The 13,442-nt window shown below is 56.3% G+C and carries 17 protein-coding genes; 9 read left to right on the top strand and 8 right to left on the bottom strand.

The window, feature by feature from the left end:
• Positions 1-38 precede the first annotated feature (38 nt).
• A complete protein-coding gene (locus E0501_RS21805; protein WP_137700909.1) occupies positions 39-398 on the top strand; it encodes an exonuclease domain-containing protein in 360 nt (119 codons plus the stop codon).
• On the top strand, positions 296-844 hold the full coding sequence (locus E0501_RS21135; RefSeq protein ID WP_161594582.1) for a 3'-5' exonuclease family protein: 549 nt from the start codon (positions 296-298) through the stop codon (positions 842-844). Before E0501_RS21805 ends, E0501_RS21135 begins: the two co-directional genes overlap by 103 nt.
• Here E0501_RS21135 and E0501_RS08210 read toward each other — a convergent pair.
• The 3 genes from E0501_RS08210 to E0501_RS08200 are packed head-to-tail and all read right to left on the bottom strand — an operon-like array spanning position 755 to position 2,786.
• Complete coding sequence (locus tag E0501_RS08210; RefSeq protein WP_235857845.1) at positions 755-1,180, bottom strand: amino acid synthesis family protein; 426 nt, start codon at positions 1,178-1,180, stop codon at positions 755-757. The genes E0501_RS21135 and E0501_RS08210 overlap by 90 nt on opposite strands.
• A gap of 17 nt (positions 1,181-1,197) precedes the next feature.
• Positions 1,198-2,376 (bottom strand): MFS transporter, encoded by a 1,179-nt coding sequence (locus E0501_RS08205; protein ID WP_235857795.1) that lies wholly within the window; start codon positions 2,374-2,376, stop codon positions 1,198-1,200.
• Positions 2,373-2,786 carry an ester cyclase gene (locus E0501_RS08200; RefSeq protein ID WP_137700906.1) on the bottom strand — a complete coding sequence of 138 codons (414 nt, stop codon included), beginning with the start codon at positions 2,784-2,786 and terminating at the stop codon, positions 2,373-2,375. Before E0501_RS08200 ends, E0501_RS08205 begins: the two co-directional genes overlap by 4 nt.
• A 119-nt stretch (positions 2,787-2,905) precedes the next feature.
• Here E0501_RS08200 and E0501_RS08195 point away from each other — a divergent pair, with 119 nt between their 5' ends.
• The 5 genes from E0501_RS08195 (at position 2,906) to E0501_RS08180 (ending at position 7,684) form a co-directional block, all read left to right on the top strand.
• On the top strand, positions 2,906-3,781 hold the full coding sequence (locus tag E0501_RS08195; protein ID WP_235857794.1) for a LuxR C-terminal-related transcriptional regulator: 876 nt from the start codon (positions 2,906-2,908) through the stop codon (positions 3,779-3,781).
• Positions 3,778-4,476, top strand: a complete 699-nt coding sequence (locus tag E0501_RS21520) for a LuxR C-terminal-related transcriptional regulator (RefSeq protein ID WP_235857793.1) — start codon at positions 3,778-3,780, stop codon at positions 4,474-4,476. The genes E0501_RS08195 and E0501_RS21520 overlap by 4 nt, the downstream gene beginning before the upstream one ends.
• A gap of 63 nt (positions 4,477-4,539) precedes the next feature.
• Positions 4,540-5,199, top strand: a complete 660-nt coding sequence (locus tag E0501_RS21515) for a tetratricopeptide repeat protein (RefSeq protein ID WP_235857792.1) — start codon at positions 4,540-4,542, stop codon at positions 5,197-5,199.
• Between the two features lie 384 nt (positions 5,200-5,583).
• Positions 5,584-6,627, top strand: a complete 1,044-nt coding sequence (locus tag E0501_RS08185) for an alcohol dehydrogenase catalytic domain-containing protein (protein WP_137700905.1) — start codon at positions 5,584-5,586, stop codon at positions 6,625-6,627.
• Between the two features lie 541 nt (positions 6,628-7,168).
• Positions 7,169-7,684: an alpha/beta fold hydrolase gene (locus E0501_RS08180; RefSeq protein ID WP_137700904.1), complete on the top strand. Its 516-nt coding sequence runs from the start codon at positions 7,169-7,171 to the stop codon at positions 7,682-7,684.
• 29 nt (positions 7,685-7,713) lie between these two features.
• On the opposite strand, the gene E0501_RS08175 is transcribed toward E0501_RS08180, so the two are convergent.
• Complete coding sequence (locus tag E0501_RS08175) at positions 7,714-8,487, bottom strand: enoyl-CoA hydratase/isomerase family protein (protein WP_137700903.1); 774 nt, start codon at positions 8,485-8,487, stop codon at positions 7,714-7,716.
• A gap of 204 nt (positions 8,488-8,691) precedes the next feature.
• Between E0501_RS08175 and E0501_RS08170 the strand changes: the two genes are divergently transcribed.
• A complete protein-coding gene (locus E0501_RS08170) occupies positions 8,692-9,123 on the top strand; it encodes a hypothetical protein (RefSeq protein ID WP_137700902.1) in 432 nt (143 codons plus the stop codon).
• 182 nt (positions 9,124-9,305) lie between these two features.
• Here E0501_RS08170 and E0501_RS08165 read toward each other — a convergent pair whose 3' ends face one another.
• From E0501_RS08165 to E0501_RS08150, 4 genes are all read right to left on the bottom strand, one after another.
• Positions 9,306-9,785, bottom strand: coding sequence for a GNAT family N-acetyltransferase (locus E0501_RS08165; RefSeq protein ID WP_137700901.1), 480 nt, complete (start codon positions 9,783-9,785; stop codon positions 9,306-9,308).
• 456 nt (positions 9,786-10,241) lie between these two features.
• Positions 10,242-10,664, bottom strand: coding sequence for an acyl-CoA thioesterase (locus E0501_RS08160; RefSeq protein WP_137700900.1), 423 nt, complete (start codon positions 10,662-10,664; stop codon positions 10,242-10,244).
• Between the two features lie 29 nt (positions 10,665-10,693).
• Complete coding sequence (locus E0501_RS08155) at positions 10,694-11,494, bottom strand: GNAT family N-acetyltransferase (RefSeq protein WP_137700899.1); 801 nt, start codon at positions 11,492-11,494, stop codon at positions 10,694-10,696.
• An 11-nt stretch (positions 11,495-11,505) separates the two neighbouring features.
• A complete protein-coding gene (locus E0501_RS08150) occupies positions 11,506-11,799 on the bottom strand; it encodes a DUF1330 domain-containing protein (protein WP_137700898.1) in 294 nt (97 codons plus the stop codon).
• Positions 11,800-12,083: 284 nt separating this feature from the next.
• Here E0501_RS08150 and E0501_RS08145 point away from each other — a divergent pair, with 284 nt between their 5' ends.
• Positions 12,084-12,980 (top strand): haloalkane dehalogenase, encoded by an 897-nt coding sequence (locus tag E0501_RS08145; RefSeq protein ID WP_137700897.1) that lies wholly within the window; start codon positions 12,084-12,086, stop codon positions 12,978-12,980.
• Positions 12,981-13,442 lie beyond the last annotated feature (462 nt).

Here is a 13,442-nt window from a genome sequence, read left to right as displayed (position 1 = left end):
GCTTCAGCTGCACAGGTGCTTCAAGGTAGACTAGCGATATGAGTTACGTCTTCTACGACACCGAAACCACAGGCACGGACACGACGTTCGACCAGATTCTGCAGTTTGCGGCGATCCGGACGGATGACGACCTGAACGAGCTCGACCGCTTCGAAATCCGCTGCCGCCTTCAGCCTCACGTAGTCCCCGCACCAGGCGCCCTGCTGGCCACGCTTGTAACGCCAGCGATGTTGACGGACGCCAGCCTACCGTCCCACTATGACGCCATGCAGACCATTGCACAGAAGCTGCGCGAGTGGAGTGGTCGCCTGCAATCTTCACCGGGTACAACACGCTTGCCTTCGACGAGCCGCTGCTGCGGCAGGCGTTTTATCAAACCCTGCAGCCGATCTACCTGACCAACACGAACGGTAATCAGCGGGCGGACGTGCTGCGCCTCGCCCAGGCAACGGCAGCTTTGGCGCCTAACGCGATCACGGTGCCCATCAACCACAATGAGCGGCCGACACTGAGACTCGACATGTTGGCCCCCGCGAATGGGTTTGCCCACGAGAACGCCCACGACGCGCTGGCCGATGTTGAGGCAACCATCTACATGGCCCGCCTGATCCGCGACCGCGCACCGGCTGTCTGGGACTCGCTGATGCCGCTGGTAGATAAGTCGGTGGTCCAGGCGCGGGTGCTTTCGGGCCGGCCTCTTTGTCTCGTTCAGTATCATATGGGTCGGCCGACCGTGTTGCGGTGCGTCCGATACTTAGACAGTCAGCGTGTCAATGTGATCGAAGGACCACGGGTCGTCCCTGTGACCGAGGGGCAGATCGATGACGGCGCCGATACCGCCTAACTTCACATTCGAGGGCATCAGTGCCTGACCGCCCCCGATCGCAGCTCGTATGGGTTTGCCCAAGCGTGGGTGCAGTAGTGCCGCGCCGTGCTCGGCTGTACCAAGAGTGCCTACGATGGCTGCCTTGCCATAGCTGACTGGCGGCACGCTAAGTGCAGTCATGACTTCTGCGGCCAATTGAGCGCCAAGCATTGCACCGTATTCGAACAACTCGGTCAAATCGTCCTGATCGACCCCCGCAAAGGGATTACGAAGTATGGCCAGTGCAGCGACGCGGGTCATTGGGTCACAGGGTGCCCCTGATTCATCGGTCTCTACCCTGTCCCGGATCAACATCGTCTTTCGGACTATCATCAGACAATTTCCTCCATCTGGGCGCTGAGCGCCCTTGTTTTCAGCATCCGGAACAGAACAGCCACGGGGAATACGAGTGCAAACAGAGCAGCGCCGAAGGTGGTCGGGCTGTCAGCTGCCCCGGTCCGATCGAGAAGCCAGCCAGCGAAAGGCGGGCTTGCCGTCATGATGGCATAGTAAACAGTGAAGAATACCCCCATACCGAGTGCGCGTCTCTCGGGCGCTACAGCTTGGCCCGCGAGCGCCATGATCACGCCGGCTGGGGCCATACCAACAAGGCCGAAGATCAGGCTTGCTGCTATTCCCGCGCCGGGTTGGCTGAGCATCAAGAGGGCCAGAACGGCGCCCGCCATGCAGATGGCCAAAATCGTCTCGCGTCGCCCGAAACGATCTGCGATCTGGCCGCACAACGCCCCTGAGAAGATCATCACCCAACTGCCGACGCTGATCACCGAGGCCGCCGCAAGAGAGCCCATTCCCTGTGCCTCCAGAAGGCTTGGCCCGAAGCTCAGGTAGGTGACATAGCCTGCGTTGAACACACCCCAGGCGATGCCAGCAAGGATGACAAGTTCCCATTCCCTCGGCAGAAGCCCCCGTATCGTGCTTTTTTCTCGGGCCGCCATTTCTTGAGGTGGCCGGTAAAGGACAATAATGGCGACTGCCGACACGGCACACCAAACGGATGCGACGGCAAATGGCGCGCGCCAGCCATAGATTTCTGCCAGCCAGGTGTGTCCGACCTGTCCCATCGCGATGCCGAAAGGCCAACTCATGACGAGGATGCTCATCGCGGTGGCGATCTCACGACCGTCAAACCAGTCGGCCACCATCTTGGTGAAGTAGAGTGTTGCAAAAAGGAACCCGGCACCGGACAGGAGCCGACCGATCCCGACGCTGGAAGGAACGGTCGCAACAGCCGATAGCGCACCGCCTAGCGCCAAGACCCCGAGGCCCATGCCGGCCAGCATGCGATCGGAGGCGAAGCGACCGGAGAATCCGGCTGGCAGTGCCAAGAACAAGCCAGGGGCCATGAACAGACCGATCATGAGTCCGATCTGTGCATTGTCGAGCCCGAACGTATCCGACAGATTTGTGCCGACTGCGCCCATGGTCTGGAACTGAAAGCCCAGTCCGACACGCGCGGCGAATAGGAGTGCCAGGATACGCCAGCGCATCATGCCCAGCCCAGTTGGCGCAGCGCCTGCGCGTCGTTCCAGATCTTGGTCATGTGCGCGATGCGATCGCCGTCGAACTGCATGACATAGGCGTAGTCGGATGCCACGGATTTCCCGGTTGGGTCGCCCGGCCCACCCGCGCCGGTCTGCGTACCATGAAACACCGCCGAAGCGACTACTGTTCCTCGGTCCGCATCCGCCGCGAACGCCGTGAGCTCGTAGTGCCCGTCCGGTATCGGACCGAGAAGGCCCTTCATCCACTCGGCGTAGCCCTCGAGCGTTTTGGTATCTGCCAGCGCATCCGCCTGACAGGCGAAACCGGCGTTGTCATGGCAATAGCTCCCGCAGGCCTCCCAGCCTCTGCCGGTTTCGCAGGCCTCAAAGAATTCGCGGGCTGTTTGTTCGATGTTCATTTGATCGTCTCCCTATGATGGATAGGAGCACGATGCGCCGTCGTATGTTCTTTCGGTATCGGCCAGTTGCAGTAATCTGCGCTTGGCGCGTGCAGTATTCTATTACAGCATCTGCAGGATTGTCTGATCAGCCCACCTGCAACAGGATAAGAAAACAACTCAACGAAAGATGTGCCAGCCCGGTGTCACCCGAAGAAATCCTTAGCCCACGCGAGATCGAGATCGCCAGTGCCTATGCGCAAGGCGACACCTATCAGGCCATCGCGGCCCGACTGGGCATCGCCCCATCGACGGTACGTACGCATCTGGCCGCGATCTATCGCAAGCTCGAGGTCTCATCGAAGTTGGATCTGCATGCCCGGCTAGGAGGCGCTTTGCCCACAGCAGATATGCAGACAGACCATGCGGCAGTCATCTCGGAACTGGCGCTCAGCCTCGAGGAGTCACTCCGACGCGAGCAGGCGCTAGCAGAGGTGCTGCGCATCATCAGTCGGTCGGGTGGGGACATCGATGCGGTGATGTCGGCAATCCTCGGCTTTGCCCTTGATCTCTGTGAGGCAGAGTTTGGCATTCTCTTCGACCATCACGGCGACCGGCGTTATGCGGCCAGCCATACACGGGGCATTCCCAAACCGTTCCGGGATTGGCTCGACGCCTATGGCGTCTTCACCGCCAGCCTTCGCACCGGTCTCGGACGGCTGGCGACAAGCCATACTGTCGTAAATATCTACGACGTCCGTGCCGAGGAGATCTTCCAAACCGACGATCAGCTCCGTTACGCCACCGCGATCCTAGGCGGCGCGCGATCCTTCGTCGCCATACCAATGATGTCTGGCAATGAACTGGTCGGCGCGTTCACGATCTACCGTCAGACGGTCAGGCCATTCGGCGCGCAGGCCACTACGCTCGCACAGACCTTCGCCGACCAGAGCGTCATCGCGCTCGAGAATGCACGTATGATAGCTGCCTTGCGTCAGAAGGGGGCGCCGAAATGAGCGTATCGACCAGTCCGCTCAGCCCTCGTGAACGCCAGATTGCAGAGGCGTTTGCTGGCGGCGAGACATATCAGCAGATCGCGGGCCGCCTGAACCTCGCCCCGTCCACTGTTCGCACCCATCTTGCAACGATCTACCGAAAGCTCGGAGTCTCGACGAAGCTGGACTTGCGCAAGTGGATCGAGGCCTCGTCGCCCGTCGACCCGGCATTGGACCTGCCGCCACGCCCCGACAAGCCCTCGATCGCCGTGCTCGCTTTCGAGAACATGTCGGACGATCCGGGGCAGGAGTACTTCTCCGACGCGATCACGGCTGACATTATCACTGCCCTGTCGCGATCACCCTGGTTGTTCATAATCGCCCGCAATACGACCTTCACCTACAAAGGGGAAAGGGTGGATGTCCGGCGCGTCGCCGCTGAACTTGGTGTGCGCTTTGTGTTGGAAGGCAGCGTGCGGCGTGCGGGTGACAGGGTGAGGGTTACTGCTCAATTGATCGACGGGCTGACCGGCGGGCATGTCTGGTCGGACAGCTACGACGGCCGTACCGAGGATGTTTTCGACCTGCAGGACAAGATTACCCGGCAGGTCGTCGCCTCGATCCAAACCATCGTACATCGCAGCACGATCGAAGAGCCTGTGGAACGACTGAACCGCCCGGATTTGACCGTTTGGGAACTAACCATGCGGTCCTGACACCTGCTCTATGATTTCACACCAGAGGCCTATGCGTCGGCCAAGACACTGCTGGAACGCGCCTTGGCAATCGACCCGGAAAGCGCCGAGGCCAACATGGTCCTTTCTCTGATCAACCATCATGTTGCCATCCTGGGCTTTGCATCGGATCCGGGCCCCGCCATGGAAGCGGCGTATGCCCTTGGTCGTCGCGCCACGCAACTCGACGACCGCAACGAATATGCGCATTGGGCACTTGGCATCAGTTGCTGGGGGTTGCATCGGCTCGATGAGGGCATCGCCGCACTCGAGCGCGCGGTCGAACTCAATCCCAATTGCTCACTTGCCTATGGCAGTCTCGGCACCGCGCTGGCGATTGCTGGCCGGGTGGATGAAGCTATCGCTAACCAGGAAATCGCGATCCGGATGAACCCCCGCGACCCAAGCATCTTCTTTCGCTTCTCGGGTCTCGCGCTTGCACACTATGCCGCAGACAACTTCGAAGAGGCGATCTCCTGGGCCGAACGCGCAATCCACCGCATGCCGAGCTGGTATCTCGCTCATTTCCTTCTGGCGACCAGTCACGTTGCGCTTGGGCAAACAGAACAGGCGCGCGCGGTCGCTGAAGCCTGCCATGCGGTGCTGCCGAATACCTCGGTCACAGATGCGGAACGCACGCCGCTCAGGGATGCGGCCAAGATGCAAGAGTTTCGAGACCGGCTTTGCAATGCGGGATTTGCCTGAAAGCTATAGATCTGACATTCGATCTTAATGCAGTGAAGGTCCTTTTCCCACCCGTGTTCGCGGTTGGTAAAGCGTCCCGTATCTGTATGAGGAGCGCAATGCATAGAGCAATATAACGGATCATCATGTGCCTATTTCCAAGAAGTCTTTGCAATTGAATAATCGATTATGTCGATCCTGACTTCATTGAGACGTATCAAATGGACTTCCGCTCTTCTTCGGCGTCTGACTTGGGCAAATTGACATGGCGGGCTATCCGTCCGGATAGTTCTGGCGTTGGCCCTGCGCGAACTGGACTATCTTTTTGTTGCCTGATGCACGACGCTTCCCTCGACAATTCGCGCTTGGCCTCCGACTGAGGCTTTAGACAAGGGGAATGATAATATGCCGACAGAGATGCGCGGACTACTGCTCCGGCAGGGCCGGATTGCCGACAAGGAAGGATTTGTTGGCAATCAGCTGGATCGACCGGCCGATTACCTGGAATTGGGTAGCCTACCGCGCCCGGTTCCGGGGCCAGGTCAGGTTCTTATCAAAGTGCGAAGAGCGGCGATTAACCCATCAGACATTGCTTTTGTTCAGGGATTTTATGGTCAGGCAAGAGTGCAGGGCCAACCTGCGGGTTTTGAAGGTGTCGGTACGGTGGTGGAATCCGGGCCGGGGCTTATGGGGCGATTGTTAAAGGGGCGCGACGTTGCGTTCTACGTGACACCGGACGGTTCTGGCGCATGGGCCGAGTACGCGGTGACCCAGGCAGCAGTAGCGCTGCCGCTGAAAAAAGGTGTGCCCGATCGTGATGCGGCAGGACTGATCGTCAACCCGGTCACGGCGGCAGCGATGCTGGAACTGGTGGGCGCAGGCGACGCTTTCGTGTTTTCTGCCGCAGCGAGCCAGCTTGGCAAGTTCGTAGCTGGAATGGCGTGTGATCAGGGCAAGAAAATGATCGCTTTGGTGAGGCGTGAGGAGCCGGTCAAGGTATTGAAGGCACTTGGCGCGGCGCACGTTTTGAACGAAACAGCTCCCGACTATGCTGAAGAACTGGAGAGAGTTCTGGCGACGGAAAAACCGATGATCTTTCTCGACGCCGTTGCGGGGAGCGAAAGCGCGCGGGTGCATAAGGCGATGGGCGACGATGCACGATGGATCATTTACGGCAAGCTAGATACGTCACCTGCCGAAATCCTCGACCCAAGCGAGATGATTTTTCGAAATAAATCGGTAGAGGGGTTTTGGACCACAGCCTGGGCCAGCAAGACGTCCTTCCTCCGAAAGCTGCGGGTCTTTGGCGAGGTGCAGAACCGGTTTAGGGATGGGCGGTGGACGACGCATGTATCGGCTGAGCTACCGCTGGAACATGCGCTTGAGAGGTTACCGCAGGCGTTGGCGCAACCAGATGGGAAAGTGCAAATCCTGCTGTCCAATGACTAACTTCAGATCTCAGGCCCACTACAAGTCGTTGTAGTTCCCTATACGGGTGTTCGAGCTGGCTAGGTGCAATCCATAGTCGCGTTTGCCAAATAGTAGGGGATTAGTAGGGAATGTACGTCAAACGTTCTCTGGCTTGGTCCGGCGTCGGCCAAGAGCGCCACTTAGAATAGTGATTTGTTTATATTGAGTTGTGCGACTTCAGGCTGACCTGTCCGGTCATGTCCAACTCATGGACGGCAAAATTCGTAATGATGGGGTCGGGGGTTCGAGTCCCATCCGCGGCACCAGTTCTTCAACAAAATCAGATTCTTAATCAGAAGACACTCGCTTGGCTGATGTCGAGTGTCTGCTTTGATGCCCAATGCAGACATGCTTGTACGGCTGCAGCATTAGCACGAAAGCTGCCGTTCGCTCGGGTGTACGCCAATGTCTCAGTTGCGGACTAAGCTGACACGGTGGAAACAGTCGAGCCGCTCGGCTCAGGTTCTGCCAATCCTGCCTCAGTATTGTCAGCGACCCTGCTAGACTGCCTGCACATTCGGTGCTGGACGTCGACCGGTCTATTCGGGACGATATGACGGATGAAGAAGCTGAACGCTTCGATAACTTCTATGTAGTGCAACGGCGAGACATCCTTGAGAAAGCCCGTCGCAGCAAATATCCCGCGAGAGCCTTATGGGACCCGAAACAGGACTCTCGCATCAACAGTGCATTTGACTTCTCGTTTCATGTCGACGGTGAGACGACAACATTTGATGGCCCAAGTCTCATCCTCGCGGGACGGCAGGACAGTATGTCCGGATACTTGGATGCAGTCGACCTACTACCGCAGTTCACCCGCGCTACCCTGGCGGATCTTGACGCGGCTGGACACGGTTTGGCTTGGGAGCGCCCTGAAGTTTTCAACTCGCTCTTTTTGGATTGGCTGGAACGAGTAGATAGCTGCTTTTTGGGTGCCACACTCACCTTCACTTTGGGCTCGAAGCCGCTGTTAGCTGCGGCCTTTCCGAGTAACCGCTTCGCGGACCAAACGGTCCATTACCTATGTGGTCTCTAGTGTTGGCAAGCCACCCTGATTGTAGCTTTTCAAATCCAATTCGGTTTGCGCTTCGACAGAAATGCTTTAACCCCTTCTCGGAAGTTGGGATGATCAGCGAGAGCGACAGCTTCTGCTTCTTCGATTTCCAGACCTTCGGAAAATGACACCGCTCCGCCTTCAACCAAACAGCGTCTGATTGCGGCCAGTGCGTTCGCAGGCTTAGCTGCCAGCATTTCGCCATATCGCTGAACCTCATTTTCTAGTTGCTCCTCGGAGAAAACAAAATCAACCAGTCCAATGGACAACGCCTCTTCAGCACTCAGCGTTTCACCCCCGTAGAGGATCTTGAATGCCTGGCTGCGCCCAACCAGGCGAACCAACCCTTGCGTGCCAGCGACAGGTGGAATGAAAGCTATGTTGATTTCAGGCTGGCCAAGCTGGGTTTTGCTGGTTGCAAATCGTAGATCTGCATGTAGTGACATTTCCAAACCGCCTCCGACCGCAATTCCTTCGATTGCCGCCAGCACCGGCTTCTCCGAAGATCGGATCAGGTTCGCGAGTTTGTGTGTCTCGTCTACCCAAGCCTTCATGTGCCCGTCATCGATATTCTCGAAGGTGGAGAGATCGGCACCGGTGCTAAAGTACCCGGGAATAGCACTAGCCAGAACGATGACGCTGACATCTTCATTCTTGAGCAGGCTGTGAAATGCCGGTGCCAGCTCATACAACATATCCCAGTCAACCGAGTTCCTCGGTGCGCGGTTGAAGCGATACCAGCCAACGCCGTTTTTGACACTCAAATTTATGAATTCATAAGACATTACTTCGAACCCTCCCCTCAAGAGATTGCTCAATTCGGCGTGCCCAAATGAGCTAAGATTGAGGCATAGGCGTTAAAGCGCGGAGGCTACGAAATGATGCCAATGCTCAACGTTATAGATATTCCTACCAGTAATTAGTGATTGATGATATCAAGACACATGCGCGCTTGATGTGCACTTTCTAACTGTCAGCTAGAATGCGCTGTGACCGATGTTGCTACAGGGGGCGCGCAGGTGCTTTCATCAAGGAAGCTAATCGAAGATTATCGTGAGACTTGGGAAGCGGTAATCCGTGGGTCGGAGCCGCTTACCGCACTCGATGGCTACTTCAACGTTCCCTGTTTCATGGTGTCAAATGAAGGCGATCTGAAACTGTATGCATCACAAGAAGAAATCCGGTCATTCAACCAGTCTCGCCTTGATGCGTTCCGCGCAGGAGAAGCTCATAACGCGTCGCTCAGGGCGGTAGATGTTCAAAGCCAAGGCGACCATGTCAGTCTTGTGACTGTCAATTGGGAACTCACTCGCCAAGATGTTTCGCTCGAACGGGCTTGGAGACACTATTACACAGTCCTTGCCAGTCCGGACGTTCAGGTTCCGAAAATCATTGTCTCGGCGTTTCAAACTGGCTCTTGATAAGATTTCGCGCCTCGTTTCCAAACCAACAGTCAGGTGGCCGAACCTTTCCTGATCGGTTTTCTAAGCCTTGATTGGTCAATGATCGCTGAAGGGCGCACAAGTGTCCGCTTCGGGCTTTGAGCCGTCGTTACCTGTGAAAGTTCGAGTGTCCGCTTGACGGGGGCACGACACAACGTGGTTCAAAGTTGCATGCTCATTTCGTGCCACGTCATTCCGCCATGGTCGGAGGCTGACGGTCTCAAATATTGATACCCGAACTTCTCATAGAGCGGCACATGATGCTCTTTGCACATTAGATAGATCGTCGCCTTGCCCATCTGTCGCATCCGTTCCACGAACTCGTTCATCAGCGCTCTTGAATACCTCTTACCTTGCTGCACGGGATCCACGACGACAGACATGATAACAACATTCGGTGCATTTGGGTCGTGGCCGATGAGTTCCTTGAAGTCTTCATCTGACATCTCGACCTCATGGGCGCATCCGCAATTGATAAAGCCGACAATCTCGCGGTCCAATTCGAGGATCAGGAATCCCTCGGGGTAGGTCTCGATCCGTTTCAATATCTTGGCCTGCGTCGCCGCTTCGTCGCCTTCGTAAGCAGAGATTTCAATTTCGTAGCAGCGATCTGCGTCGGCTGGGCGTGCGTTTCGAAACATGATTATGAACTTCTCTTACCGGGGCGTCATCTTCCGAGCCACGCTGATTTGTCTCGCGAATTAGCCAATGTGACGCCCAACCATAAACAACAAATCCCAGTTTGTCGCGCGCCCATCTGACCACACCGACAACCGGAAGCTCGCTTTGAGCGCAGCATTCTGCACATCGAGCTAAGAAGCAGCCATGCGGCATTGCAGATCGGGTCTCTGAAACTGGTCAAATCGACTGGCTGCTTTTTATTAGGCGGCTTGGTTGGCTCGCACGCGCAGCGAATTCACACTTTCCGCCGATCATGACAGGTGCTGCGTGGTTGACCAAAGTCCGCCTTGGGCTCAGAGCTCACGTTTGCTGCTATCGGTTCGAGTGACCGCTTTGCCGACAAAGCGCCAATTCGCTGCGCTGACACGAATGACTGGTTTCGCGCTTCGTGCGGTGCGTTGAAAATTAATGTGACATTACGAGCCTTCTATCCAATGGGATGCTTTCGCGCGCACTTCGGCTGGGATTTCGCTTGAGCTCCGCTTTTCAAGGTTCAGCAACACGCATTTGAAGACAGTCTCGAAGGCCAGCATGTCGTTCTCCGCTCGTATCAAACGGTGCCTAAAAGTTATCAATTTCGTTCCCATTTCGATGATCGTCGTTTCCAAGCGGATGGCATCCCCCGCATACAGCTCCGCGAGGAAATCGCTTTGCGCATTAACAACGGCGAACGATAGCCTCCGACCCTTGCGCATGTCCGAAGCTGTAAGTCCCATTTCTGATTGGATTGCAAAAACACCGTCTGAGCAGGCTGCGAAATACCTTGAAACGTTCATATGGCCGAGGAAATCGCAATCCGCAGGATCAACCACCGAACGAAATGATATAAATGCTGGCATAGTGTCCTCTTTCTACTGAAGGCCGACGACTAGCGTGTGATGCGGTCGGAAGAGGTTGAAAACATCACCACGGACTTGCCTTCAACCTGTCTCAACCCACAGCTTTCCAGCATGGCCCGCGACGGTGCATTGTCTTGTGCGACAAATTCCATTGTCGATGTCGCGCCGAGTTCATCAACGGCAACGAGGTTGCAGAGAGCATCCATGTATTTTCCAAGCCCGAGACCGCGCAGTGCAGGATCGACTGCGATAAGGCCGACCCACGCCGATTTGTAGAATGGGCTGTGGCGATTGTGGGTCATGGCTGCGAAACCGGCGGCGACAATTTTCGCTTTGGCGTTCTGCAAGGCAATCAATCGTGCCGGAAACAGCTTGCCGAGCAGGGCATCCGTCGAGAACGGGGAGACCCCTTGATCCGCGAGGAAAGTTTGGACTTCGCGGGCCTTGTGCTGCGTCAACTCTTTGTCACCCACACGCGTCAGGTCCTCGGAAAGCGCGACGTTAACAGTTTTCCCGCAGACGTCCCGAATGGTCTGCGCGTTTGCCATGAACAGGTCCCACACATGTAATTTGGGATCAAAGCTGCCCAGTTCAGTTTTCGCTCTTTCGATGGTCGCCGTGTCGGCACCTCGCAATGTCACCATTCCCTCGTCGGACATGACCCTTCGCAAGTAGTCCCAGCCTAACGCTGCGGGATCGTCGCTCGAAAAAGTGCGGGCATGAGTCACCGCGCCAGGCAGGTCTGAAAGTTCGGCTACCTGCTTATCTCTAGCTTTTTGAAGTGCCTGTATCTTAGGTTCGCCGTGGTATGGATTGAGGGAAGCAGCCATTCCGATAACCTTTATGCCAGCTTGTCGACCAAGATCGCGTTCAACGTCGATCCCGTTCGGCGCAAGGCCGCAAGCGCCTGAAACTCTTTCGATGCCCAGAAGTCTTTCGCCATACTGCGGTCTGGAAATTCAATGATGAAGGCGGCGTCTGGAAGCGCATTGCTGCCCTCCATACTCTCGGGATCGCCGCCTCTCACCAGAAACTGGCCGCGATGTCGCGCGACAACTTCGGGAATCTTCGTAAAATACTCGTCCATCCAGTCTCGACTGTGGATCTGCATCTGTCCGATTACGAAAGCTGTCATTATGTGAGACCCTGTTGCTGAACGGATCGATTTGAAGCGACGGTGCCATCACGTCCTAAACAATGTCAAATTGGACTTGAGCTTTACACCGCTCAGCCGGCTTGAAAACCAGACATTCGTGCATCCCGCAGCATCCGGCACATTGGGCTCGAAGCCGTCGTTCGCTACAGTCTGATTAAGCGGCTGAATTGCGGGAAGAATAGATCATTGAACGCCGGTCGATTGCCAGATGGACCCCTGTCAGGCATGATATCCTAACAGCTATCGGCGCAAAGGAGGGCTTCATGGATGTACTGAGAACTCCGGACGAGCGCTTCGAAAAGCTACCCGGCTACGCTTTTGAACCGAATTATGTCGAAGACCTCAAAGGCTATGAGGGCCTTCGCGTGCACTATGTGGATCAAGTCCCGGATGGCGCCCAACAAACATTCCTGTGCCTGCCTGGAGAGCCGACCTGGGCATATCTTTATCGACACATGATCCCCGTTTTTGAGAACTCTGGCGCGCGGGTCGTCGTTCCGGACTGGCTGGGGTTCGGGAGGTCCGACAAACCGGTCGATGACGAGATCTACAGTTTTGATTTTCATCGCGACATGATGCTTGCGTTCATCGAGAGGCTCGACCTGCAAAACATCACGCTGGTGGTTCAGGACTGGGGCGGCATTTTAGGGCTAACCTTGCCAATGGATCTGCGCGATCGGTTTACCCGGTTAGTTGTAATGAACACCGCAATTCCGATCGGAGAGAGCGTGGGGGACGGCTTTCAAGCCTGGAGAGATTATGTGGCGAGCCGGCCGGACATGGATTGTAGTGCGCTGATGAAGCGGGCCTGTCCGCATTTGAGTGAGCCAGAAGCACTTGCCTATGAAGCTCCGTTTCCGGATCAACGGTACAAAGCTGGTGTCCGTCGTTTTCCCCAAATGGTGATGATTGAGCCGGGGATGGAAGGCATCGAAACGGCAAAGCGCGCTCGAAATTTCTGGCAAACTGAATGGGAGGGAGAAAGTTTCATGGCGATCGGTGCGCAGGACCCAGTTTTGGGCGTTCCGGTTATGAGCAAGCTTCGCGAAGTAATAAGAGGTTGCCCGGAGCCAATGGTTTTGGAAGAGGCCGGGCATTTCGTGCAGGAATGGGGCGATCAGGTTGCGAGGGCAGCTCTGAAACACTTTGGAGACACTTGAAAAGTGGAAGCGCCGGCGCCGGCCCCAACGTTTCGCTTGGGAGCTGCTCTGAGCTCAGAGCCGCCGTTCGCTGCAGTTTGTCCGAACGTCTGGTCTGCGGGACTAAGTGAGCTTTCGCTGCGCTTGTTCCAGTGGCGGCTTTCGGCCAGCTGGGCAAAAACGGTCGATTTTAGCCCAATCCGACATTCAACCCAAAGGAGAGCCCAAGCTGGCAACACCGTTCGCCGACGCAGAAGGGTCCTCCGTTTTCCTAAACATAACGGCGGACCACTTCAGTGGGGGAAGATCAGTTTTTGTAGGTTTTTTCAGCAGAAATCGGTGAAAAACGCGGCCATGACCAGTTGGTGGACTTTCCCATCGTTCGCTACACCTGCTCAAAGGTCACTGCCTGTGCGAATGCGGCCGATCCGATCGGGGGGCAACCGCTAAGGCGCCAACCGAGCGAGTCAGTTACTCAGAACG

Source organism: Marimonas lutisalis (assembly GCF_005434965.1).
GTDB lineage: Bacteria > Pseudomonadota > Alphaproteobacteria > Rhodobacterales > Rhodobacteraceae > Marimonas_A > Marimonas_A lutisalis.
The sequence above is the reverse complement of the archived record's forward strand: the minus strand, read 5'-3'. Positions and strand labels throughout refer to the sequence as shown.

What these genes read in the sequence shown, in the direction of transcription:
- E0501_RS08155 (WP_137700899.1), bottom strand. Translation starts at nt 11,494, where the DNA reads ATGGCTGCTTCCCTCAATCCATACCACGGCGAACCTAAGATACAGGCA.
- E0501_RS08160 (WP_137700900.1), bottom strand. Translation starts at nt 10,664, where the DNA reads ATGCCAGCATTTATATCATTTCGTTCGGTGGTTGATCCTGCGGATTGC.
- E0501_RS08175 (WP_137700903.1), bottom strand. Translation starts at nt 8,487, where the DNA reads ATGTCTTATGAATTCATAAATTTGAGTGTCAAAAACGGCGTTGGCTGG.
- E0501_RS08200 (WP_137700906.1), bottom strand. Translation starts at nt 2,786, where the DNA reads ATGAACATCGAACAAACAGCCCGCGAATTCTTTGAGGCCTGCGAAACC.
- E0501_RS21805 (WP_137700909.1), top strand. Translation starts at nt 39, where the DNA reads ATGAGTTACGTCTTCTACGACACCGAAACCACAGGCACGGACACGACG.
- E0501_RS21520 (WP_235857793.1), top strand. Translation starts at nt 3,778, where the DNA reads ATGAGCGTATCGACCAGTCCGCTCAGCCCTCGTGAACGCCAGATTGCA.
- E0501_RS08210 (WP_235857845.1), bottom strand. Translation starts at nt 1,180, where the DNA reads ATGTTGATCCGGGACAGGGTAGAGACCGATGAATCAGGGGCACCCTGT.
- E0501_RS08185 (WP_137700905.1), top strand. Translation starts at nt 5,584, where the DNA reads ATGCCGACAGAGATGCGCGGACTACTGCTCCGGCAGGGCCGGATTGCC.
- E0501_RS08205 (WP_235857795.1), bottom strand. Translation starts at nt 2,376, where the DNA reads ATGATGCGCTGGCGTATCCTGGCACTCCTATTCGCCGCGCGTGTCGGA.
- E0501_RS08145 (WP_137700897.1), top strand. Translation starts at nt 12,084, where the DNA reads ATGGATGTACTGAGAACTCCGGACGAGCGCTTCGAAAAGCTACCCGGC.
- E0501_RS08150 (WP_137700898.1), bottom strand. Translation starts at nt 11,799, where the DNA reads ATGACAGCTTTCGTAATCGGACAGATGCAGATCCACAGTCGAGACTGG.
- E0501_RS08165 (WP_137700901.1), bottom strand. Translation starts at nt 9,785, where the DNA reads ATGTTTCGAAACGCACGCCCAGCCGACGCAGATCGCTGCTACGAAATT.